Origin of the sequence: Marilutibacter chinensis, from assembly GCF_021725675.1 — a bacterium.
Classification (GTDB): domain Bacteria; phylum Pseudomonadota; class Gammaproteobacteria; order Xanthomonadales; family Xanthomonadaceae; genus Marilutibacter; species Marilutibacter chinensis.
The window spans coordinates 19,004-41,649 of record NZ_JAKJPO010000020.1 but is presented as its reverse complement, the minus strand read 5'-3'; the positions used below and the strand labels follow the sequence as shown (position 1 = coordinate 41,649).

Annotated in this window: 16 protein-coding genes; 4 read left to right on the top strand and 12 right to left on the bottom strand. The window is 69.0% G+C overall.

Annotation, left to right across the window (positions count from 1 at the left end):
- Positions 1 to 126: 126 nt before the first annotated feature.
- The 3 genes from L3V18_RS18350 to L3V18_RS18340 form a co-directional block, all read right to left on the bottom strand.
- The gene (locus tag L3V18_RS18350) at positions 127 to 2,064 is read right to left on the bottom strand and encodes a proprotein convertase P-domain-containing protein (RefSeq protein ID WP_237054207.1); all 1,938 of its coding nucleotides are present in this window, start codon (positions 2,062 to 2,064) and stop codon (positions 127 to 129) included.
- A 428-nt stretch (positions 2,065 to 2,492) separates the two neighbouring features.
- Complete coding sequence (locus L3V18_RS18345) at positions 2,493 to 3,128, bottom strand: exonuclease domain-containing protein (RefSeq protein WP_237054206.1); 636 nt, start codon at positions 3,126 to 3,128, stop codon at positions 2,493 to 2,495.
- 2 nt (positions 3,129 to 3,130) lie between these two features.
- Positions 3,131 to 4,996, bottom strand: coding sequence for a DUF294 nucleotidyltransferase-like domain-containing protein (locus L3V18_RS18340; RefSeq protein ID WP_237054205.1), 1,866 nt, complete (start codon positions 4,994 to 4,996; stop codon positions 3,131 to 3,133).
- Positions 4,997 to 5,372: 376 nt separating this feature from the next.
- Between L3V18_RS18340 and L3V18_RS18335 the strand changes: the two genes are divergently transcribed.
- Positions 5,373 to 8,876, top strand: coding sequence for a PAS domain-containing hybrid sensor histidine kinase/response regulator (locus L3V18_RS18335; protein WP_237054204.1), 3,504 nt, complete (start codon positions 5,373 to 5,375; stop codon positions 8,874 to 8,876).
- Between the two features lie 27 nt (positions 8,877 to 8,903).
- Here L3V18_RS18335 and L3V18_RS18330 read toward each other — a convergent pair whose 3' ends face one another.
- From L3V18_RS18330 to acs, 7 genes are all read right to left on the bottom strand, one after another.
- Positions 8,904 to 10,700, bottom strand: coding sequence for a GGDEF domain-containing protein (locus tag L3V18_RS18330; RefSeq protein ID WP_237054203.1), 1,797 nt, complete (start codon positions 10,698 to 10,700; stop codon positions 8,904 to 8,906).
- 57 nt (positions 10,701 to 10,757) lie between these two features.
- Entirely contained in the window at positions 10,758 to 11,030 is a 273-nt protein-coding gene (locus L3V18_RS18325) for a hypothetical protein (protein WP_237054202.1), read from the bottom strand.
- On the bottom strand, positions 11,030 to 11,884 hold the full coding sequence (locus L3V18_RS18320) for an SAM-dependent methyltransferase (RefSeq protein ID WP_255783845.1): 855 nt from the start codon (positions 11,882 to 11,884) through the stop codon (positions 11,030 to 11,032). Before L3V18_RS18320 ends, L3V18_RS18325 begins: the two co-directional genes overlap by 1 nt.
- A gap of 76 nt (positions 11,885 to 11,960) precedes the next feature.
- Complete coding sequence (locus L3V18_RS18315; protein ID WP_237054200.1) at positions 11,961 to 12,506, bottom strand: GNAT family N-acetyltransferase; 546 nt, start codon at positions 12,504 to 12,506, stop codon at positions 11,961 to 11,963.
- 7 nt (positions 12,507 to 12,513) lie between these two features.
- A complete protein-coding gene (locus L3V18_RS18310; protein ID WP_237054199.1) occupies positions 12,514 to 13,800 on the bottom strand; it encodes a pepsin-like aspartic protease in 1,287 nt (428 codons plus the stop codon).
- A gap of 54 nt (positions 13,801 to 13,854) precedes the next feature.
- Positions 13,855 to 14,538 carry a response regulator transcription factor gene (locus tag L3V18_RS18305; protein ID WP_237054198.1) on the bottom strand — a complete coding sequence of 228 codons (684 nt, stop codon included), beginning with the start codon at positions 14,536 to 14,538 and terminating at the stop codon, positions 13,855 to 13,857.
- A gap of 160 nt (positions 14,539 to 14,698) precedes the next feature.
- On the bottom strand, positions 14,699 to 16,651 hold the full coding sequence (gene acs, locus L3V18_RS18300; protein ID WP_237054197.1) for an acetate--CoA ligase: 1,953 nt from the start codon (positions 16,649 to 16,651) through the stop codon (positions 14,699 to 14,701).
- Between the two features lie 321 nt (positions 16,652 to 16,972).
- On the opposite strand from acs, the gene L3V18_RS18295 reads away from it, so the two are divergent.
- From L3V18_RS18295 to L3V18_RS18285, 3 genes are read left to right on the top strand one after another with little or no spacing between them, the layout of a single operon-like run.
- Complete coding sequence (locus tag L3V18_RS18295; RefSeq protein WP_237054196.1) at positions 16,973 to 18,331, top strand: DcaP family trimeric outer membrane transporter; 1,359 nt, start codon at positions 16,973 to 16,975, stop codon at positions 18,329 to 18,331.
- A 17-nt stretch (positions 18,332 to 18,348) separates the two neighbouring features.
- The gene (locus tag L3V18_RS18290; RefSeq protein ID WP_237054195.1) at positions 18,349 to 18,615 is read left to right on the top strand and encodes a DUF4212 domain-containing protein; all 267 of its coding nucleotides are present in this window, start codon (positions 18,349 to 18,351) and stop codon (positions 18,613 to 18,615) included.
- Positions 18,616 to 18,627: 12 nt separating this feature from the next.
- Entirely contained in the window at positions 18,628 to 20,343 is a 1,716-nt protein-coding gene (locus tag L3V18_RS18285) for a sodium:solute symporter family protein (RefSeq protein WP_237054194.1), read from the top strand.
- A gap of 478 nt (positions 20,344 to 20,821) precedes the next feature.
- On the opposite strand, the gene L3V18_RS18280 is transcribed toward L3V18_RS18285, so the two are convergent.
- Both L3V18_RS18280 and L3V18_RS18275 read right to left on the bottom strand, forming a co-directional pair.
- Entirely contained in the window at positions 20,822 to 21,199 is a 378-nt protein-coding gene (locus L3V18_RS18280) for a CREC-EF hand family protein (protein ID WP_237054193.1), read from the bottom strand.
- Between the two features lie 116 nt (positions 21,200 to 21,315).
- Positions 21,316 to 22,524 carry a DesA family fatty acid desaturase gene (locus tag L3V18_RS18275; RefSeq protein WP_237054192.1) on the bottom strand — a complete coding sequence of 403 codons (1,209 nt, stop codon included), beginning with the start codon at positions 22,522 to 22,524 and terminating at the stop codon, positions 21,316 to 21,318.
- Between the last annotated feature and the right edge of the window lie 122 nt (positions 22,525 to 22,646).

Below are 22,646 nucleotides of genomic sequence, written 5' to 3'. Positions count from 1 at the left end.
CCCAATCCCGCCGGCCACGGCCTTCCGGAGCCAGCGGGGAACGCGCATTGCGCGCGTCATGAAGTCACGCTCGAGACGCGACGTCCGCAGCTGCATGCCCGGAACGTCGTGCCCCGAGCGTCGTGCTCAGAAGGTCAGGCTCCAGCTGTTGATGTAGCCGGTGTCCTGGTTGGCGTTGTCGTTGACCCGCAGCTTCCAGGTGCCGTTGAGCGGTTCGCTGGACAAGTCCAGCGTGTAGGTGCCGATCACGTTGTCGGTGCTGCCGCCGCTGCGGTTGTGGAGGTTGTAGACGCTGCCGTCCGGCGCGACCACGTCGACCCGCAGGTCACCCTTGTAGGTGTGGCGGATGTCGACGTCGACCGAGGCGTTGCCGGGCGCGTTGCCGCTGCGGCCGGACACCGTGATCGGGCTCTCGACGGTGGCGTTGTCGCTGATCGTGTAGTCGCTGGTGTTGCTGTAGGTCTGGGTACCGCCGCCGCCGGTGCCGTAGTCGCCGACCAGGCTGACGCCGGAGAAGCTGGAGTAGGCCTTGATCCGGACATGCCATGTGCCGGCCTGCGGGCTGGCGAAGCTGCAGGTCTCGATGTTGCCGTTGAGGTAGGGCCGGCAATCGTAGCTGCCGTCGGTCGGTGCGCTGCCGAACCGGACATAGAGGTCGGCATCACCCGTGCCGCCGGAGATGTCGAAGGCGAGATTGGAGGCGCCGGCCGGCACTTCCATCGTGTAGGTGATGTCGTTGCCGGTGCTGGCGGCCAGCCCGGTCACCGGGACGCCCGGCGTCAGTTCGTCGTCGGGCGGTGGAGGGGTCGTGCCGCCGTCGTCGCCGTCGGGCACCTGGTTGTTGAAATAGGTCGCGACCTGCGGCCATATCCGCGAGATCTTCGCGCCTTCGTTGTTGCAGCCGCCCAGATGATGCAACGCGATCACCTTGTGGCTGTCGCGCGAGATCACCGGCGATCCCGAGCTGCCGCCTTCGGTGTCGCAGGTGTAGCCGATGTCGCTGCCGGGGTCGCCGCTGGTGCCGTCGGCGGTGGTCGACTTGACCGCACAGGCGGCGCTGCCGTCCATCACGCCCAGCTCCTTCATGCGGCCGCCCGGATGCTGGGCGATGTACATCCCGTCGCCGACGGAGACCGGATCGATGTCGAGGCCGAGATAGCCGAACGGCTCCAGCGTGGCGAAGTTGTTGACGGTGAACAGCGTGTAGTCGAGCGCGGCGTCGGTCTTCAGCATCTGGCTGCCGGTGACCTTGGTGACCGGCGCACCGGTGCTGCCGCTGCAGCTGGCCTGCTGGTAGTTGAACCAGAACTCGGCGCCGGACACGCCGGAACTGGTCGATATGCAGTGATTGTTGGTGAACAGGCGATTGTCGGGTCCGACGCGCCATACCGTGCACAGGCTGCCGCTGCTGCTGAGCATGCGGCCGACCGGGCGCGAACGATCGTAGGCGTCCGGGTCGCTGCTGACGTAGCAGGCGACCGGGCGCTTGTCGTCGCTGCCGCAGATCGAGGTCGTGCCAACGTCGGTCGACGGCGTGAGCAGACCGCTGTCCTGCAGCTCGGGAAGCATTTCCTCCGGATAGCCTTCCAGATAGCGGGAAACCACCACGCCGTGCCGTGCGGTCCATGGCTCGTTCGCGCTGCCGACCAGGCGCAGCACCGCCACAGGTCCGCCGATCGACATCGCCGAGAAGCTGTTCACTCCATTCTGGCCGAGCGTCTCGTCGACGGTGTGGGCGTCGCGGTGATCGGCGCTGTAGCGATAGACCTCGCTGCCGTCGGGACTGGCGACCTCGAGGGTGACGCCGTCGGGCAGCGAGAAGTGATCGAAGTGCACCTTGATGAAGGCGGCATCCGGGGTACGGATGACAGTTGCGCGCTGCGTGCCCGCCGCCGCCGCGCCGATGCGGCCATGCAGGCTGATCTGAGCGTCACGTTGCGCGGCGATGCGGACCGGAACGGGCTTGCCTGCGGCGGGCTCGGCGGCGAAGCCGGGCGAGGCGAGGCCCAGCGAGACGATCAGGGCGAAGGCAAGCGGATGGGACCGGAAAACGACGGACTTCATCATGGCTCTCCATATTCATAATGAAAGTGCAGTGGCACCACGGCGCCAGGCCGTCTCCGCGTCGGAGCCGGGATGCCGGACCGCCGCTGTCGAAGACCTCCCCCTGGGGCGACCCTGGTGACGCGGAGCAGCCGTGCCGCCGCATGTCCTTGCCGGCGACCAGGCAACAGGGTCGTGCGCAGGCCGTGTGGTGCCGGCGATGCGCCGCGGACGCGGATTGCGGCGCGACCGCGCTCCGAGTTACCCACGCGGGCCGGAGGCGGTCAAATCAAATATTTCACTAAGCGCGAATATGCGAAACCGGCATGTCTGCAAGCGTGACCGCATTCGCTTAAATGCCCGACCGGAGGCGGCGGTTCGCGGGGCGGCGACCGCGGCGTGTTGCATTGCAGTGCGCCTGCCATGGCGACAGCGTGGTCGGTGAACGTCTAGTCCAGCTCCTGCAGCGCCAGCCAGCAGGCCGCAGCGGTGGTCGCATCGCCCAGCGCGCTGTGGCGGCCGAGCATGGGGATGCCGAGCGCACCGGCGATGGCCTCGAAGTCCGCGTCCCCGGCCACCGCATGCGGATTGCGCCGATGCAGCCGGGCACGAAAGCGTGCGGCGAGGTCGGTGCGCGGGTTCGGCAGGCGGAAGCCGGTGACCTCCGGCACCACGCGATCGAGCATCGCCACATCGAAGCCGATCCGGTAGCCGATCAGGGCCCGCGATCCCAGCCAGTCGAGCAGGCTCGCGACCGCTTCGTGTTCCTCCAGCCCGTGCGCGAGGTCCTGCGGTCGCAGGCGGTGGTGGCGGATCGCGTCGATGTCCGGCGGCGGTTCGCTGTCGGATGGCGGTCGCACTGTGGCTTCGAAGCGCCGGGCGAGGTGGACGCGGCCGTCCGCGACCGGTACCGCAGCGATGGTCAGGATGCGGTCGCGGGCAGGATCCAGGCCGCTGGTCTCCAGGTCCAGCGACACCCATTCGCCGGTCGGTGCGGGCGCCAGCAAGCCGCTCCATGGGCCATCGCGATGGCGGCGACGGTCCAGCCAGCGGCGCAGCGGCAGCGGTATCGTCGGTCGCGGCATCGTCAGTCGCGCAGGTGGAAGACGAGGCGCAGGTGATCCTTGAACGCGTTGACGACCCGCAGCGCGTCGCGCAGCAGTTCGCGGTCCAGGCGGCGCAGCGACGCGGTGTCGAGCCGGTTGTCGGCGCTGCGTCCGTCCGCCAGCGCCTGCAGCTGCGCGCCCAGCCGCAGGCGCATGAACACGGCAAGCGCCTGCGGCACGTCGCGGCCGAGCTCCTGCGAGAGCACGCCGGCGTCCATCAATGCGGCGCAGCGGTCGAAGCTGTTCTGGCGGCGGATGCCATGACGCTGCGCCAGCACCCGGATGCCGTTGACAAGCGGAAACACGCCGCCCTTCTTGATGTCGACGCCTCCGGCGTCGCCACGCACGCGTCCGAACAGGTTCAGCGGCGTGGAGAATTCCAGCGAGGCGCGGGCCAGCTCGCGCATCAGCAGCTCATCGCGGCCGAGCGCGGCGAGCGCCTCGGCGACGGGCTCGAACAACGCGGCGTTGCCGGCCACCGGCCGGGCATCCAGCGTGATCGCCAGATCCAGTGCGCTGGTCCCGTCGCGTTCGCGACGCCAGTGCTCGATACGCTCGCACCAGCCGTCCACGCTCATCCGCCAATGCGGATTGCGCACCATCACCCCACCCGGGCACGGCGGATAGCCGATGTCGGCGAGCGCCTCGCCAAAGCGGCTCATCGCCGCATCGAGCCCGTCCCACTCCAGGCCATCCTCCAGCACCAGCGCATTGTCCTGGTCGGTCTTGAGGATCTGCTCGCGCCGACCCTCGCTGCCGAGCACCAGCAGGCACATCCGCGCGCGGTGCTCCGGCGGCACGACCTCGGCGAACACGCGGCCGAGGATGCGGCTGTTGAGCGCCGATACCAGTTCCATCAGGTAGCTCATGCGCGCGCCCTGCGCATGCAGCTGGCGGACCAGCGCGGTCATGCTGCGGGCGGCGTCGGCGATTCCGGACAGGTCCGCGGCGCGCTCCAGGCGCAGACTGATCAGGTGCGAGTGGCTGGAGTAGTGGGCGAGCACCTCGGCCATGCCGAGGGTGCCAAGCACGCGGCCGTGCGCCGAGGCGTCGCCCTCGCTGACCAGCACGCGCTCGATGTGGTGTTCGGTCATCGTGACCAGCGCCTGGAACAGCACGTCGTGATCGCGCACGCCGATAACCGGCCGCTGCGCGAGCGGGCCGACCGGGGCGTCGTTCGACAATCCGTCGAGGGTGACCGCCTCGAGCAGGTCGGTACGGGTCAGCATGCCGAGGCCGCGGTGGCCGTCGCCGGACACGGCGTCGCCCTCGTCGACCAGCAGGCAATCGACCCGCGCCTCGCGCAGCCTGCGCGCGGCCGCCGAGATACTGGTGGACGCAGGTATCCGTATCGCGGGCGCGAGCTGCGCGTCGCCGACCCGGGTCAGCATCAGCTCCGACAGCTCCGACGGCTGCTGCACGCTGGCGGCCAGCCGCCGCTTCAGCGACAGCCCCTCGTGGAACCAGGCGGCAAAGGCCGGATTGGCCGCCAGCAGTTCGCGGAACAGTGCGGCCGGAATCAGGAAACTCAGCACGTCCTCGGCCGCCTCGTAGCGATGCCGTGCGCGGCCGGCGATCACCGCCCAGGCGCCGAACACGTCGCCGGGCCCGAAGTCGGCGAACAGGCGATGGCCCTCGGCGTCGTTGCCGTCGGCCGGCTCGTCCCAGGCGCGTACCACGCCCTTGAGGATCACGTGCACGTGCTCGGAGGCCGCGCCGGCAGCCAACAACACGCGTCCGGCCGGATGGAAGCCAAGGTCGACCGCGCGCTGCACGCGCGCCTTCTCGGCCGCGCCGAGCAGATCGAAGGGCGGAGCGTCGAGGTCGAGGCCGGGCACCGGTTCCATGCCGTGCAGCCTGCCACGCCGTCGCCGCGGACGCATGAGACTTTGGGCTGAGGGGGCTGGAACCGGCAGGCGCCCGCCTACCGCCCTCGTAGGAGTGGCGTAAGCCGCGATTCCCGGGCTGCGCCCGGGAATCCCCAAAGGTTGCTGCGCAAACCTTGGGCCCCGCCGTTGCGCTGCCACACCCCCATTCGTGCCTGCGGCACGAATCGCCCCCCTGACTCAGGGGGCTGGAGCATGCCTCCATGTCGTAGGAGCGGCGTGAGCCGCGATGGGCCTTCCCATGAAAGCTTCATCGCGGCTTGGGCCGCTACGAACGACCTCCTGCCCCCGGCCCGGCTACACTCCCCCTGCTGTCGTGTAGGAGAACAACGCAGGCGTGATCCCGGGCTGGGTGCTGCTGCTGGTTTCGCTGGGCTACGTGGCCCTGCTGTTCGCCGTCGCCTACGCCGGCGACCAGCGCAGCGACGCGATGATGTCGCGCCACCGCTGGCTGCGGCCGGCGGTCTATTCGCTGGCGCTGGCGGTGTACTGCTCGTCGTGGACGTTCTACGGTGCGGTCGGCACCGCGGCGCGCACCGGCATGGGGTTCCTGCCGATCTACCTGGGACCGCTGCTGCTGCTGTTCTTCGGCTGGCGCATCCTCGAACGGCTGGTGCTGATCTCCGGCGAGAACCGGATCGTCTCGATCGCCGACTTCCTGTCCTCGCGCTACGGCCGCGCGCCGGGGCTGGCGGCACTGGTCGCGCTGCTGGCGCTGATCGCGGCGGTGCCGTACGTGGCGCTGCAGTTCAAGGCGGTCGCGATGAGCGTGGACGTGCTCGCCGGGCTGCCGGCCAATGCGCCACCGCTGTCGGACCCGGCGTTCTATACCGCGCTGTTGCTGGCTGTGTTCGCGATCCTGTTCGGCACCCGCCAGATCGACGCGACCGAGCATCACCGCGGCATGGTGCTGGCGGTCGCGCTGGAGTCGGTGGTCAAGCTCGTCGCGTTCGTCGCGATCGGCGTGTTCGCGCTTGCCCACCTGCCGGGCAGCGGCCACCTCGGCCAGCGCATGGTGCAGGCGGCCGACATCGTGCTCGCGCCGGGGCTGCCGACCGGTTTCATCGCCCAGACCCTGCTCGCGTTCACCGCGATCCTGTGCCTGCCGCGGCAGTTCCACGTCGCGGTGGTCGAGTGCCAGAACCCGGCCGACGTGCGCACCGCACGCTGGATGTTCGGCGGTTACCTGATGCTGATCAGCGTGCTGGTGGTGCCGATCACCCTGGCCGGGCAGGCGGTGCTCGCCGGCGACGCGGTATCGCCGGACAGCTACGTGCTGGCGTTGCCGCTGGCGCTGGACCAGGACATGCTCGCGCTGATGGTCTATGTCGGTGGATTCTCCGCCGCGACCGGCATGGTGATCGTCACCAGCGTCGCGCTGGCGACGATGGTCAGCAACGACCTCGTGATGCCGCTGCTGCTGCGTGCGGGCACCCTGCAGCAGACGCCGGCGATCGACCGCCAGGTGGTCTGGGTGCGCCGCATCACCATCGTGCTGCTGGCGATGCTCGCCTACGCCTACCATCGCGGCGACCTGCTGCGCGGCGAGGGCGATGGCGGCCTAGCCCAGCACGGCCTGCTCGCGTTCGCCGCGGTCGCGCAGTTCGCGCCGGCGCTGATCGGCGGACTCTACTGGCGCGGTGCGAGCCGGATGGGCGCGTTCAGCGGGCTGGTCGCCGGCGCGCTGGTCTGGACCTACACGCTGTTGTTGCCGGCGCTGGCCGGCGGAGGCTGGTTCGACGATCGCTGGGTCGAGCACGGTCTGCTCGGACTGGGCTGGCTGCGTCCGCAACAACTGTTCGGGCTGCAGGGCTGGGATTCGCTGACCCACGGGGTGTTCTGGTCGCTGCTGTTCAACGTCGGCGTGTTCGTGTTCATGTCGATGCGGCAGCGTCCGCGGCTGCAGGAACAGCTGCTGGCGACGCCGTTCCTGGATCCCTATGCCCAGCGTCCGGCGCTGGGGCCGGGCGGCTGGGCCGGCAACGTCCGCGCCGGCGAGCTGCTGACCCTGGCCGAGCGCATCGTCGGCGAGCGTCACGCGCGGCGCGCGTTCGAAGCGCATGCCGCGCAGCATGGACAGCCGTGGCAGCCGGCGCAGCCTGCCGACCGCGCGCTGGCCCAGTTCACCGAACGCCTGCTCGCTTCGGCGATCGGTGCCGCTTCCGCGCGCCTGACCCTGACCAGCGCGCTGCGCGGTTCGGGCATGGAACTGGGCGAGGTGGTGGCCCTGCTCGACGAGGCCAACCAGGAACTGCGCTTCAATCGCCAGATCCTGTCGACCACGCTGGAGAACATCAGCCAGGGCGTCAGCGTGGTCGATGCCGACCTGCGCCTGGTCGCATGGAACCGCCGCTACCAGGAGCTGTTCGACTACCCCGACGGCATGCTCTACGTCGGCCGGCCGGTCAGCGACCTGATCCGATGGAACGCGGAGCGCGGCGAGATGGGGCCGGGCGACGTCAACGACCAGGTCCGCCGCCGCATCGCCCATCTGCGCGCCGGCACGCCGTACGTGTTCGAGCGGGTACGCGCCAGCGGCCAGGTCGTCGAGATGCGCGGCCGTCCGCTGCCCGGCGGCGGCTACGTCACCAGCTACAGCGACGTCACCGACTACAAGCGCGCCGAGCAGGCGCTGCGCGAGGTCAACGAGACGCTCGAGCAGCGCGTCGAGCAGCGCACCCGCGAGGCCGAGGCCGCGCAGCAGTCGCGGACGCGGTTCCTCGCCGCGGTCAGCCACGACGTGCTGCAGCCGCTGAATGCCGCGCGTCTGTTCACCACCGCGCTGCGGGACAGCCGCGACAGCGGCGAGCAGACCCGCCTGGCCGAACGCGTCGACGCCGCGCTGCGTGCGGCCGAGGATCTGCTCGACGGCCTGCTCGACATCTCGCGGCTGGACGCCGGCGCGTTGCGGCCGGAGATCGTCGATTTCGACGTCAACGAGCTGCTGCGCGAACTGGTCGCACAGTACGCGCCGATCGCGGCCGAGCGTCGCCTGCAGCTGCGCGTGCGCGCACCGGAGCGTCCGCGCCGGGTGCGCAGCGATCGCCGCCTGTTGCGGCGCGCGCTGCAGAACTTCCTCGCCAACGCGTTGCGCTACACCCGCAATGGTGGCGTGCTGATCGCCGCGCGGCTGCGCGACGGCGCGGTGGAGCTGCAGGTCTGGGACACCGGGCCCGGCATCTCGGACCATCACCTCACGCAGATCTTCGACGAATTCCGTCGCTTCGAGGGCCCGACCACCGGCGGCGAGCGAGGTCTCGGTCTCGGTCTGTCGATCTGCCAGCGTATCGCACGCACGCTCAATCATCCGTTGCGGGTGCGCTCCCGGGTGGGTGCCGGCAGCGTGTTCTCGATCACCGTGCCGTTCGGCGCCGACGCCGGTGCCTCGGCGTCCGTCGCACGCGAACTGGAGGCCTCGGCGGCGAGCGTCGCGCCGCTGTCGATCACCGATACCGATACCCTCGCCGGCCTTCGCGTGCTGTGCGTGGACAACGACCGCGAGATCCTCGACGGCATGCGGACCCTGCTGCAGCGCTGGGGCGCGGTCGTGCTGACCGCCACCGACACCGAGGAAGCGCTGGCCGCCGCCGAGGGCGAGCTGCCGCCGGATGTCGCCCTGGTCGACTACCACCTGCACGATCGCCTCGACGGCCTGGGCGTGATCGATGCGCTGCGCGAGCGCCTTGGCGTCGGCTTTCCCGCCGCGCTGTTGACCGGCGACGGGTCCGATGCGCTCAAGCATGCCGCGCGCGAGCACGGCTGCCGGGTGCTGACAAAACCGGTCCGGCCGGCGTCGATGCGCGCGTTCCTGGCCGCGCAGCGGCAGCCGCACCGCGCCTGACAGCGCGTCCGGATCGCCGCGCGGGGCTCAGCCGTGGCTGGGTTCGAACGGCGCTACCGGGCTGGCCGGCGTCGCCACGTCGCCGTGCACCACGATGCGATCGCGGCCACTGCCCTTGGCGCGGTACATCGCGGTGTCGGCGTCGGTGAACATCGACTCGAACGCGTTGCCCGAGCGCGATGCGGTGGTGCAGCCGAAGCTGGCGGTGACCCGGTGGGCGTGACCGATCGTCGCGGTGTCGATCGCCGCCAGCAGCGTACGGCAGCGCTCGGCGATCCGCCGGGCGGCGTCGATGTCGCCGCCGCAGGACAGGATGCCGAACTCCTCGCCACCGAGACGGCCGCACAGGTCGCCGTCGCGGCAGGCGGCCGTGCAGGCCTCCGCGACCTGCATGAGCACCCAGTCGCCGGCGGCGTGGCCGTGGCGGTCGTTGACGTGCTTGAAGTTGTCCAGGTCCAGCAGCACCAGCGCGGCATCCTTGCCGGATGCGCTGCAGCGCTTGAGCAGTGCGTCGGCCTCGTCGCGGAAGTGGCGGCGGTTGCTGATGCCGGTCAGGCCGTCGGTCTGCGCCTGGCGCCGGAACGCCATCTGCACGCGCTTGATCTTGTAGGCCCAGTAGCCGATGCCGGCGAGCACCACGGCGAACAGCAGCAACAGCAGCCGGGTGTTCTGCGCCGAAGCCTTCGCGACCTGCTGCTCGAGCTTGAGCACCTCGTTCTGCTTGCTCAGCAGCGCGATCGCCTGGTCCTTCTGCTGGACTTCGTTGCGGATCTGTTGCACGGCCAGCTCGCGGATCTTGACGTCGTCGAGATAGGCCTTGTCGGCCTCGGCATGGCGCCGGTAGTTGTCGAGCGCCTGCAGGATGTCGTTGCGGACCAGCGCGATCTCGTACAGGACCCGGTACGCGGTGACACGGGGCAGCGAGTGCGCATTGTTGTGACTGGCCTCCAGCGCCGCGTGCGCATGCATCGATGCCGCGTCGAGCCTGCTCTCGATCAGCAGGTAGTCCGCCAGCGTCGAATGGAACTCGGCCACCAGGCGCGGATAGCGGGTCCTTCCGACCTCGTCGGCATGTGCCTGCAGCATGGCGATCGCGCCGGTTCTGTCGCCTTGCGCGGCCATGCTGCGGGCGAGGTTGATGCGCATCAGGTTGGAGGCGACCGCCTCGCCGATGCCGTCGCAAGCCGCGATCGCCTCGCGGATCTGCGGGATGCGTTCGCCGGACCTCTCCGGCTGCAGGTTGGCCAGCGCCTCATGCCGGAGCTGGCTGGCAAAGCAGCGGCTGCGCTCCGACGCGGCTTCCATCTGCTGTACCGAGGAGGCGAACTGCAGGGTCTTCTCGTGCTGTCCCAGCTGGTTGTAGATGACGCCGGCGACCAATTGCGCCTGTTCGACCAGTTCCGACGGTATGCCGTCGTCGGGAAGCGCGATGGTTTCCTCGAGTGATTTCAGCGCCAGCGAGAAGTCGCGGGTGGTGGCCGCGCTGTTGGCGAGCAGCAGGCCGGCGCGGAACTTGATGGCCCCTGCGGATGCGCTATCGAATACGTCCCGGGCGAGTTCGATCGCACCCTGGTACTGGCCACCGTAGCCGAGCCGATAGGCCTGGAGCAGGCGCAGGTGCTGCAGCTGCGGTCCGCTGAGTTCGGACGCCCGCTCGTTCACCTCGTCCAGCACGGCACCGAACCGGATCGGATCGGTGCTGCGGACGGCGTCGGCCTGCTCCAGCAGACGATCCGCATCCACGGAATCCTGCGCTTGCGCAGACGCGGCGGCCGCCGCGGCGAGCACGACGGCCAGGGCAAGCTTGTGAAGTGCGGGCTTCATCGTTCCGGAAGGAGCAAGGGCGGCAGGGCGTGCGAGCACCCTGCCGCCGCGTTCGCGTCAGGCGGCGCGCGCTTCGGTTTCGCCCTCGTCCGGAGCGTCCCGTTCGGTCTCCTCTTCCTGCTGCGGCTCTTCCTCGGCCGGAACCAGCAGGGAGAGCACCGTGCAGGTGTGGCCAACGGCCATGTTCAGTCGAGCCGGATCGCGGGTCGCGAGCGCCTGCCGGACGTCACCGTCCACCGGCGCCGCAGCCACCGCATCCATGAAATCGGCATCGCTGACGATCTCCAGGTTCTGTCCCAGGGTTTCCAGGAACTTCACGACATTCGACATCAGGCGACTCCTTCTTCCAGTGGTGGTGTGTACGACGGCGGCGGTTCGACCTGCCCCGAGCGTTCAAGCGCGGCGATGCGCGCCTGCATGACGACATCGGGTTCCATCGGGCACGCGGGCGGCACGACGAGGGTGGTGTGCATCTGCAGCGGCAGGCCGGGCAGCTCGTGCAGCTTCGCGCGCTCGATCCGGGGTCGGGCGATCGGCAGGGTCGCCGCCTCGTAGGCGATGACTCCGTGGTCGGCGGGGTAGTCCTGGAGCAGGCGTTCGACCAGCAACCGGCGATGCGCCGGGCCGGTGGCGAAGCGGCGGTAGCTGCGGTCGCCGACGATCCCGACCTGCCACAGCACCAGGTAGGCGCTGGGATCCAGTCGGCGACGGTAGAACAGCAGCTGGCTGGCTTCGTAGTGCTGGCAGCCGATGCGTCCCGGGTCGATGCCAAGATCGGCGTACAGGCAGTCCTCGGCGGATATGCCCGGTTCCATGTGCGCATGGAAACCTTCCGCGCGTGCCAGGGCGACGGCGTCGTGCGGCGCCTTGGCGAATACGCCGGGGTGGCCGTAGAACGCGCCGCAGACATGCTTGCCTGCGCGGACCTCGACGAGCATCGCCTCGACCATCTGCCGGTAGGTGTCGTGGCGCGGTTTGCCCTCGGCATAGAACGGCTGCAGGCTGCGCACATCGGGGTTCATCTGCCGCAGCCATTCCTCGACCAGCGGATCGGAGACGGCGGCGAACACGACGTCGGCCTGTTCGACATGGCTGCGCGCCCGTGGGCCGACATGGGCCCCGAGCATCATCCCCAGTCCGACACAGGCAAGCCTGCCCGGCGGCTTCGCGACCGGTCCCGTCATTTCCCCTGGTTCCCCTTGCAGCGTTCCCCTTGCAGCAGGAGGACAATACCCGTACCGCCAGACTTTGCAAAATGATTCAGACGGCCGGTTGACGGGCCTTCCAGGCTGAACAGGGCAGCTCCCAGCGGCATTGCCCCGGGGCGCTGGCGCGATCTGGCGTGCGGACGAAGCCGAACCGTCCCAACAGGCGGTCGATCACCCTGGCGTGATCGTCGTCGGGGCGCTCGGCGGTCACCAGCGTCAGACCCATCCGCTCGAAGCCATGGGCGATCAACGGGACGAACACCTCGCTCGACACGCCGCGCTGCCACCATGGTTCGACCAGCAGCACGCCGATCTCGGCCTCGGCGCCCCTGCGGACGTAGCCCGCGACCCCGATCGCCGCGCCGTCGATGCGGCTGTCGATCATCCAGAAGCGATGGCCGGGCCGGTCGCTGCGCGCCCACTGCAGCGCCCGCTCGTACAGGCGGCCGGCCGCCGCCATCGACAGCGGCGGCATGATCCGTGCCATGACCCCCGGGCTTGTGTAGAGCGCGCAATAGAGCGTCCTGTCCTTGTCCGAATCCTCGCGCAGCGGCCGCAGGCGGAAACGTCCGGTGTCGAGGATGTCTGCATCCGTCATGTCGTTCCTACAACGGATGCGCCGGTGCGATCCGGACGCGGCCGACGCCGCCGTCCGCGCAGCGGTCGAACAGGCAGTAGTGGCCGGCCATCAGCGGCAGGCCGAGGATCGACTCGTTCGGCCAGCCGGGCAGCTGCGGCATCAGCAGGAAGAACGACTCGCCGGCATACATCGCGTTGCGCGGCCAGTAGTGCTCCGGCGGACAGGCCAAGGCGGTCTCGCTGCCGCCCTCGCCTTCCAGGTGGAAGGTCAGCACCGGCCAGTCCAGTGCGTCGACTTCGGCGTTGGCGACGCCGTGCCCGCTGGCGTTGAAGGTGTCCCGGAACTTCCCGCAGAGCGCCGGCAGACGCGGGTCGATCGCGGTCAGCCCGGCCATGATCGCATCGTGGGTGCCCGCCTCGAGCACCAGGAAACTGCTGCCGGTGTCGAGGATCGCGTTGCTGGCGGCGCGCCGGGCGTACTGCGGGTCCAGTGGCGGCACCGCGATGCGTGGCCGGTCGCCCACCTGCACCGCGAGCAGGTTGGCGTTGTAGTAGAGGTCGTGGACGATGCGCACGTCCTGGAACCGGCCGGTGTGCAGTGCCGGCGCATCCTCGCCACCGCCGAGGACCATTACCCCACGGTTGAGCGGATCGGCGTCCAGCACATCGTCGTCGACCGCGTCGTCGAGCACGTGCACCAGCGCGCGTCGCACCAGCATGCCGAAGCGGTCCTGGATCCGGCCCTGCCCGGCCAGCTGCGAGAACAACGGCTGCAGCGCAACCCGCGGCTGTTGGCGCAACAGGGTGCCGAAGGCGTCCAGGTCGTCGTCGTCCGCTTCGAACGGCCACGGCCAGGTCAGCGCCGGATCGGCACCGCGGGCGCTCAGCACGCCGCCCATGTCGTGGGCGATGTCGAGCCCGGAGTAGGCCAGGCCGAAGATGCCGTCGGCATCCCTGAAATCCTGCGCGGCGGCCTCGATCACCGAGACCTCGGCGTCGTCGATGCCGCATGCGTGTGCGCCGTGGCCGAACGCGAGCCGGGTCCGCACCACCGGGCCGGCCCAGGTGCCCTGGCCGTAGCGGACCTCCTGCGCCCAGGCGGTGGCACTCAGGGCTTCGTCGTCTTCGGGCAGATAGGCGTGCGGCAGCACGACCAGGGTGCTGCTGCCGGTGTCGAGGACGAGGTTCGCGGTTCGCCGGCCGCTGCCGAATGCGATCGGCACCGTGTAGGCGCCCTTGGCCCAGGCCAGCGAGATCGCCAGATGGATGCCGCCCGGGTACTGGACGTCGTTGCGGTCCGGAAGGGCGCTCATGCGCCGATTGGAGCAGATCGCGGGGGCGTCGCGGAAGGGGCGCGCGTGCTGCCGCTAGTCCTGCTCCTCGGGCGGCGGCACGATCGCGCCTGGATCGACCGCCAGCCGGCCGGCAATCAGCACCGCCTGGGTGCGGTTGTTGGCGCCGAGCTTGCGCAGGATCGCGGTCACGTGGGCCTTGATCGTCGCCTCCGACACGCCGAGGTCGTAGGCGATCTGCTTGTTGAGCAGACCGGCGCCGAGCATCTGCAGGACCCGGAACTGCTGCGGGGTAAGGTCGCGCACGCGCTGTGCCGCGTCGTACTCGGCGTCGTCGGCGGCCGGTGCCGACAACGCCGCGGCCGGCGCCCAGCGGTCGCCGTCGAGCACCGCGGTGATCGCCTCGCCCAGGGTCGTGGCGTCGGCGGACTTCGGAATGAAACCGACCGCACCGTGGTCGAGCGCGCGCCGCATCACCGCCGGTTCCTCGCGTGCGGAGACCACGACGATCGGCAGCTGCGGATGCAGCGCACGCAGGTGCACCAGCGCGCTGAAGCCCTGCGCGCCGGGCATGTTGAGGTCGAGCAGCAGCAGGTCGGCGTCGGGCTCGCCTTCGACCAGGGCGTACAGTGATTCGACGCCGTCGGCCTCGCGCAGTCGCGCCTCGGGGAGCACGCGCGCGACCGCGCCGCGCAGCGCTTCTCGGAACAGCGGGTGGTCGTCGGCGACGATGACGGTATGGGTGGGGGCGGGTGGCATCCGGGTTCCGGGAAGGATTCCTTGGGGGCCGCCGCCCTGCGCGGAACAGGGGCGGCGGAGGAGAGGTACTACAGGTTGGCGTCTTGCGCGACGAGCCTACAGCAGGCGGCATGCATCCGGCGTCGAGCTCCCCGCCCTCGGGAAGGGCGCGCCGCGAAGTTCACGGCACCCGCCGCTCCTTGACCAGCGAGTCGACAACGGTCGGGTCGGCGAGGGTCGAGGTGTCGCCCAACTGGTCCGGAGCGTTCTCGGCGATCTTGCGCAGGATCCGTCGCATGATCTTGCCCGAACGCGTCTTCGGCAGGCCCGGCGCCCACTGCAGGTGGTCCGGGGTCGCGATCGGGCCGATCTCCTTGCGCACGTGCGCGATCAGTTCCTTGCGCAGCTCTTCGCTGCTGGCCTCGCCGGCGATCAGGGTCACGTAGGCATAGATGCCCTGGCCCTTGACGTCGTGCGGGAAGCCGACCACCGCCGCCTCGGCGACCTTCGGATGGCTGACCAGCGCGCTCTCGACCTCGGCGGTGCCGATGCGGTGGCCGCTGACGTTGATCACGTCGTCGACGCGGCCGGTGATCCAGTAATAGCCATCGGCGTCGCGACGGCAGCCGTCGCCGGTGAAGTACATGCCCGGGTAGGTCTTGAAGTAGGTATCGATGAAGCGCTGGTGGTCGCCATAGACCGTGCGCATCTGTCCCGGCCAGGAGTCGAGCAGGACCAGGTTGCCCTCGGCCTCGCCTTCGAGCAGGGCGCCGCCGGCATCGACCAGGGCCGGTTGCACGCCGAAGAACGGTTTGGTCGCCGAGCCGGGCTTGAGGTCCGTCGCGCCGGGCAGCGGGGTGATCAGGATGCCGCCGGTTTCGGTCTGCCACCAGGTGTCGACGATCGGGCAGCGGCTGTCGCCGACCACTTCGTGGTACCAGCGCCAGGCCTCCGGGTTGATCGGCTCGCCGACCGTGCCGAGCAGGCGCAGCGACGCGCGCGAGGTCTTCTCCACCGGCTCGTCGCCGTCGCGCATCAGCGCGCGGATCGCGGTCGGCGCGGTGTAGAAGAGCGTGACCTTGTGCTTGTCGATCACCTCCCAGAAGCGCGACACGGTCGGGTAGTTGGGCACGCCCTCGAACACCAGCGCGGTCGCGCCGTTGGCGAGCGGGCCGTAGACGATGTAGCTGTGCCCGGTGACCCAGCCGACGTCGGCGGTGCACCAGTAGATGTCGTCCTCGCGCAGGTCGAACACGCACTCGTGGGTGAAGCTGGCATAGGCGAGGTAGCCGCCGGTGGTATGCAGCACGCCTTTCGGCTTTCCGGTGCTGCCGGAGGTGTAGAGGATGAACAGCGGATCCTCGGCGTTCATGCGCTCCGGCGCGCAGGTGTCGGGCTGGCCGTCGACGACGGCGTCGTACCAGCGGTCGCGCGGCATCTGCATGTCGACCGCGCCGTGGGTGTGGCGGACCACCAGCACCGTCTCGACCGAGTTCGTGCCCGGCAGCTTCAGCGCGGCATCGACGTTCGCCTTCAGCGGAACCTTCCTGCCGCCGCGCAGGCCCTCGTCGGCGGTGATGATCAGCTTGCTGCCGCAGTCGGAGACGCGATCGGCGATCGAGTTCGGCGCGAAACCTCCGAACACCACCGAGTGGATCGCGCCGATGCGTGCGCAGGCCAGCATCGCGACCACCGCCTCGACGATCATCGGCAGGTAGATCGTGACCCGGTCGCCCTTGCGCACGCCCAGGCTGCGCAGCGCGTTGGCCAGCCGGCAGACCTGCGCGTGCAGTTCGCGGTAGCTGACGTGGCGTGCGGGACTGTCCGGGTTGTCGGGCTCGAAGATCAGCGCGGTCTTGTCGCCACGCGTTTCCAGATGGCGATCCAGGCAGTTGATGCTGGCGTTGAGCTCGCCGTCGCCGTACCAGCGGATGTGGAAGTCGTCGAGCCCGTAGCTGACGTCCTTGATCTGCGTGGGAGCGGTGAACCACTCCAGGCGCTCGGCGACCCGGCGCCAGAACGCCTCCGGACCGGATACCGATTCGGCGTACGCGCGTTCGTAGGCGTCACGGTCGATCCGTGCCCCGGCAGCGAACTGTCCGGGTACGGGATAGAGGGCGTTGGGATGGCTCATGGGGCGCTCCACTCGTAAAGGGCCTGATGGCGGTTTCCTGGGTCGCGGCGCCGGTGCCGCGGCGATGGCAGGCGCGGACCTCGGTCGCAATGCGAATCGCAACGGCGTGCTGCAGCGCAACGAACGGGCCTCGTCGGACGTCCAGTTTGCCCCAACGGCCCGTGCATCCGGTATCGGCCGGCTTAGACCATGGTCGCAAACCGGACCGGGCGGCCGCGCGACGACGCCCGCTATCGACCAATGGCGAATGGTTCCCCGAGAAGGACTGCGCGCAGGCTCCGGCTGACCGTGCATGGCCACGGCATTCCTTGGGAGGGAATCATGTCCACACGCATTGCGCGCAAGCGGCCCCTGGTGGCGGCGTTGACGTTGGCGCTGGCGCTGCCCGGCTTCGCCCACGCCCAGACCGCGAAAGAGATCGAACTCGAAGCCCGCGTCGCCGAGCTCGAGAAGATGGTCCAGCAGCTAGTTCAGCAACAGGGTGTACAACAGCAGGCAATCCAGGAACAGGCCGCACAACAGCAGGCCGCGCAACAGGTCGCGCAAACGGCGGCCGCGCCCAAAGCGCAGTCGACGCCGATCCTGACCGGTACGCCCGGCGGCGCCTTCTCCTACGGCGGCTTCATCAAGCTCGACGCGATGGTCACCGACACCAGCGACGGCCAGATCGCGGAAGGATCGGCGGGTCGCATGTTCTACGTGCCCAGCACGATCCCGGTGGCCGCCGACGGCGCCGAGCCCGATGTCGACCCGTATACCGACTTCGGCGCGCAGTTCTCGCGCTTCTGGTTCGCGGCCGACTACACCAGCGACGACGGCGACAAGTTCCGCGGCTACATCGAGGCCGACCTGTTCGGCGGTGGCAGCAACAATCTCGGCAACGAACTGTCGACCAACACCCACGGCATCACCATCCGCCACGCATACGTGACCTGGAACAACTGGCTGGCCGGCCAGACCTGGACCAACTTCCAGGACCTGGGCTCGCTGCCCGACACCGTCGACTTCCTCGGCGTCACCGACGGCACGATCTTCGTGCGTCAGGCCCAGGTCCGCTACACCAGCGGTCCGTGGTCGTTCTCTCTCGAGAACCCGCAGACCCTGGTCACCGACTACCAGGGCACCGGACGCCACACCTCCGGCGACAACGTGATGCCGGATGTCACCGGACGCTGGACGACCAAGGGCGACTGGGGTCACTTCAGCGTCGCCGGCATGCTGCGCCAGTTCAAGGACGGCGACGAGACCGCCACCGGCGGCGCGCTGAGCGTGGCCGGCAGGTTCAACATCGGCGACAACGACGACATCCGCTACATGGTCAACGCCGGCAGCGGCCTGGGCCGCTACATGGCCTTCGGCATGGGCACGGACGTGGTCGCGGACGCCGACGGCGACATCGACGCGATCACCGGCTACGGCATGTTCGCCGGCTGGCGGCACGTGTTCGGTCCGAAGCTGCGCGGCAACCTGATCTACTCGGCCGCGCACTACGACAACGATCCGTCCCTGACCGGCTACGGGGTGACCGAGCGCTCGCAGTCGCTGCGCGCGAACCTGATCTACTCGCCGTTCCCGAAGCTCGACATCGGCGCCGAGGTCAGCTACGGACAGCGCTCGCTCGAGGACGATCGCGAGGGCGATCTCAAGCGCTTCCACACCACAGTCAAGTACAGCTTCTGAGCGAGGAGGGCAGCACCATGTCCGGCAAGCACATCAATGCCGCGCAGTACTGGCGGGCGAACCTGAGGCTGATGACGATCCTGCTCGTGATCTGGGCCGCGGTCTCGTTCGGCGCGGGAATCCTGTTCGCGGACGCGCTCAACGCGATCCGCATCGGCGGCTTCAAGCTGGGCTTCTTCTTCGCCCAGCAGGGATCGATATACGTTTTCGTCGTGCTGATCTTCTACTACGCATGGCGGATGAACCGGCTCGAGCGCGCGCTCGACCTGCACGAACACGACTGACGGGGGCCGATCATGTCCGTACAAGCCTGGACCTACCTGCTGGTCGGTCTCACCTTCGCGCTCTACATCGGCATCGCGTTCTGGTCGCGGGTGGCGAGCACGCGCGAGTTCTACGTCGCCGGCGGCGGCGTCCACCCGGTCATGAACGGCATGGCGACAGCGGCCGACTGGATGAGCGCGGCGTCGTTCATCTCGATGGCCGGCCTGATCTCGTTCATGGGTTACGACGGCGCCGTGTACCTGATGGGCTGGACCGGCGGCTACGTGCTGCTGGCGCTGCTGCTGGCGCCGTACCTGCGCAAGTTCGGCAAGTTCACCGTGCCGGACTTCGTGGGCGACCGCTACTACTCCGACACCGCGCGTCTGGTGGCGGTGGTATGCGCGATCTTCGTCTCGTTCACCTACGTCGCCGGACAGATGCGTGGCGTCGGCATCGTGTTCAGCCGCTTCCTGGAGGTCGACATCACCACCGGTGTGATCATCGGCATGGCGATCGTGTTCTTCTACGCCGTGCTCGGCGGCATGAAGGGCATTACCTACACCCAGGTCGCGCAGTACTGCGTGCTGATCTTCGCCTATCTGGTGCCGGCGATCTTCATCTCGATGCTGCTGACCGGCAACGTGATCCCGCAGATCGGCTTCGGCAGCCAGCTCGCCGACGGCAGCGGCGTGTACCTGCTCGACAAGCTCGATGGACTCAGTACCGAACTCGGCTTTGCGCCATACACGGATGGAAGCAAATCGACGATCGATGTGTTCTGCATCACTTTGGCGCTGATGGTCGGCACCGCGGGCCTGCCGCACGTGATCGTGCGCTTCTTCACCGTGCCGAAGGTGCGTGACGCGCGTCGTTCGGCCGGCTGGGCGCTGCTGTTCATCGCCCTGCTCTACACGACCGCGCCTGCGGTGGCGAGCTTCGCCCGCGTCAACATGATCCAGACCATCAACGGTGCCGACATGCAGGGCACCGAGTATGCGACCGCGCCGACGTGGGTCAAGAACTGGGAGAAGACCGGACTCATCGCCTGGGAGGACAAGAACGGCGATGGCCGGATGTTCTACGCCAAGGACGACCGCAATGAGATGACCATCGATCGCGACATCATGGTGCTGGCCAATCCCGAGATCGCGCGCCTGCCGGCGTGGGTGATCGCGTTGGTTGCCGCCGGCGGCCTCGCCGCCGCGCTCAGCACAGCGGCCGGATTGTTGCTGGTGATCTCCTCGGCGATATCGCACGACCTGCTGAAGAAGGTGGTGATGCCCAACATCACGGAGAAACAGGAGTTGATGTACGCACGCATCGCGGCAGCACTGGCAATCGTGGTGGCGGGCCTGCTCGGCATCTTCCCGCCGGGCTTCGTCGCCGAGGTGGTGGCGTTCGCATTCGGACTGGCCGCGGCCTCGTTCTTCCCGGCGATCGTGCTCGGCATCTTCGACAAGAGAACCAACATGCAGGGCGCGGTGGCCGGCATGCTGGTCGGCCTGGTGTTCACGGTCGGCTACATCGTCTGGTTCAAGGGCGTGTTCATGACGCCGATGGCGGAGAACGTGCCGGCCAACTGGCTGTTCGGCATCTCGCCGGAAGGCATCGGCGTGGTCGGCATGTTGCTGAACTTCGTGGTGGCATTCGTGGTCTCGCGGGTCACCGCGCCGCCACCGCAGCACGTGCAGGACCTGGTCGACGAGATCCGCGTGCCGCGTGGCGCCGGCGAGGCCTCCGCCCACTGATCTCCCCCGCAATTGGAGCCTCGTGCTCTCTCCACGGCACGCCATCTCCCCCGATGGCGTGCCTTTTTCTTTGGGGCTCGTGCTGCCGTCGGAGTCTGATTCTTCCTGCAGTGGAAGCCCGTCGACAGCTTGCCTTGGGCGTTGGGTTGCCAGCAGGCGCATTGGCTTGCTTTCGGAAGTCAAAGGCTTCCGCCCTCTGGGCGGGTTCCTTTTGTCTTGTCAAAAGGAACCAAAACCGCCGGTTCCTGACACCCGTCGTGGTGGCGAGCCACCCCGGTTCCCTGTGCTCCTCGCCGGAAGACGCACGGCGCCCAGACCCGCGCCGCCAGCGGCGCTCAGACAAGGGCACCTCTACGGCGCCTTCCGGCTCCGGTGCGCGGCGGGCTTTAAGTCGCCAAGGATCAAGATCAAAGCCAAAACCAAGAGCCGGAGGACTGGGCCAAGGCCAATGACGGACGGGTTGCCGCCCTGGCCGCGGCTACAGCGGCGGTGCGGCGAGTTCGCGGGCGTCGAGGAAACCGTCCCGGTTCTGGTCCTGGCGCAGGAAGGTGCGCGCGAGCTTCGCACGGTGCTCGATCAGGCTGACCGGATCGCCGCGGCCGCCCGGCAGCTCGTCGGCGGTCAGGATGCCATCGCCATTGCGGTCCATGCGTACGAACGCGTAACTCATCCAGTCCTGGTATTCGGCCAGCGAAACCAGGCCGTCCTGATCGCCGTCCATCCGCGAGAGGTAGTCGCCTGTGGCCTGGACCTGGGCGGTCGCGTTCGCCGTCGCCGTCAGCAGTGCGACGGCGAGGATGACGCTCGCGCAGCGGATGCCGGTAGACGGCGGGGCGAGGGACGAGTTCGAGCGCATGGCGGGCAGGCTACCCGAATCCGACGGGGCGGAGAGGCCCGCGTGGGGCCGCATCATGAAAAAAGCCCGCGGCGGGCGCGGGCTTCATCAGGTCCGACGGGCCAATGGCCTGGACGTCAGCCGCGCGCCGGCGCCAGCGCGTAGCCCTTCAGTCGGCTGGAGAATGCCTGCAGGGCAGCGATGCCGCTGGCCTCTGCCTCGGCGCACCAGGCCTGCAGCCGCTGCAGGGTCGCCTGCGCATCGTGCGAACGGTCATCGAGCACCTGCGCCAGGCGCTGGCGGTGCTCGGCCAGCGTCGCCATCTTCGGCCGTTCGGCCAGCCACGCATGCAGGCGTGCGCGCTTGGCGTCGTCGAGCCAGCGGCCGTCGTCGGCCAGGCCCTTGCGCAGTGCGCGCGGCAGCCGGTCGCGGCGGTCGCGCAGGTCGCGCAATGCCGGCAGGGTGACGTTGCGGTAGTAATCGGTCATTGCCTGGAAGCGGATCGCGAGCAGGGCGCGCAGCGTCTCGCCATCCGGCATCGCGATGTTCGGGCGCACGTCGAGCGCTGGCGCGACCCGCAGCACGCGGGCCAGGCGCAGCTTCTCGAACACGCGGATCGCGGCCCAGCCGATGTCGAACTCCCACCTGCGCAGCGCGAACTTGGCCGAGCTGGGGAACGCATGGTGGTTGTTGTGCAGCTCCTCGCCGCCGATCCACACGCCCCACGGGGTCAGGTTGGTCGAGGTGTCGGCGCTCTCGAAATTGCGGTAGCCCCACCAGTGGCCCAGGCCATTGACGACACCGGCGGCCCAGAACGGAATCCACGCCATCTGCAGCGCCCAGATCGCCACGCCGGCGAAGCCGAACAGGGCGAACTCGATCAGCAGCAGCAGGGTCGGGCCGAGCGTCGCGTGGGGGGTATAGAGATGGCGTTCGATCCAGTCGTCGGGGCAGCCCTTGCCGTACTTCTCGATCGACTCGCGGTCGCTGCGCGCCTCGCGGTACAGCTCCACGCCACGCCAGAACACCGTCTTGATGCCCTTGATCTGCGGGCTGTGCGGGTCTTCCTCGGTCTCGCACTTCGCGTGGTGCTTGCGGTGGATGGCGGCCCACTCGCGGGTGATCATCGAGGTGGTCAGCCAGCTCCAGAAGCGGAAGAAGTGGGCGAGCAGCGGATGGAAGTCGACCGCACGATGCGCCATCGAACGGTGCAGGTACAGCGTCACCGAGAAGATCGTCAGCTGGGTCGCGACCAGGAACCAGATCAGCAGGGCGCCGAAGCCGGCCTGCAGCAGGCCACCGGCAAGGAAGTCGAGCAGCGGTGTCGGGATCGAAGCGAGGGGCATTGGAACTCCGTGGGCCAGGGTCCATGGAAAACGGCCCTGCCCGCGATGCGGACAGGCAGATGGAGCACGGAGCCGGCACCCCACGAAGCCGGGTCTGCGACGGCAACGCGCCCCGACGGCCA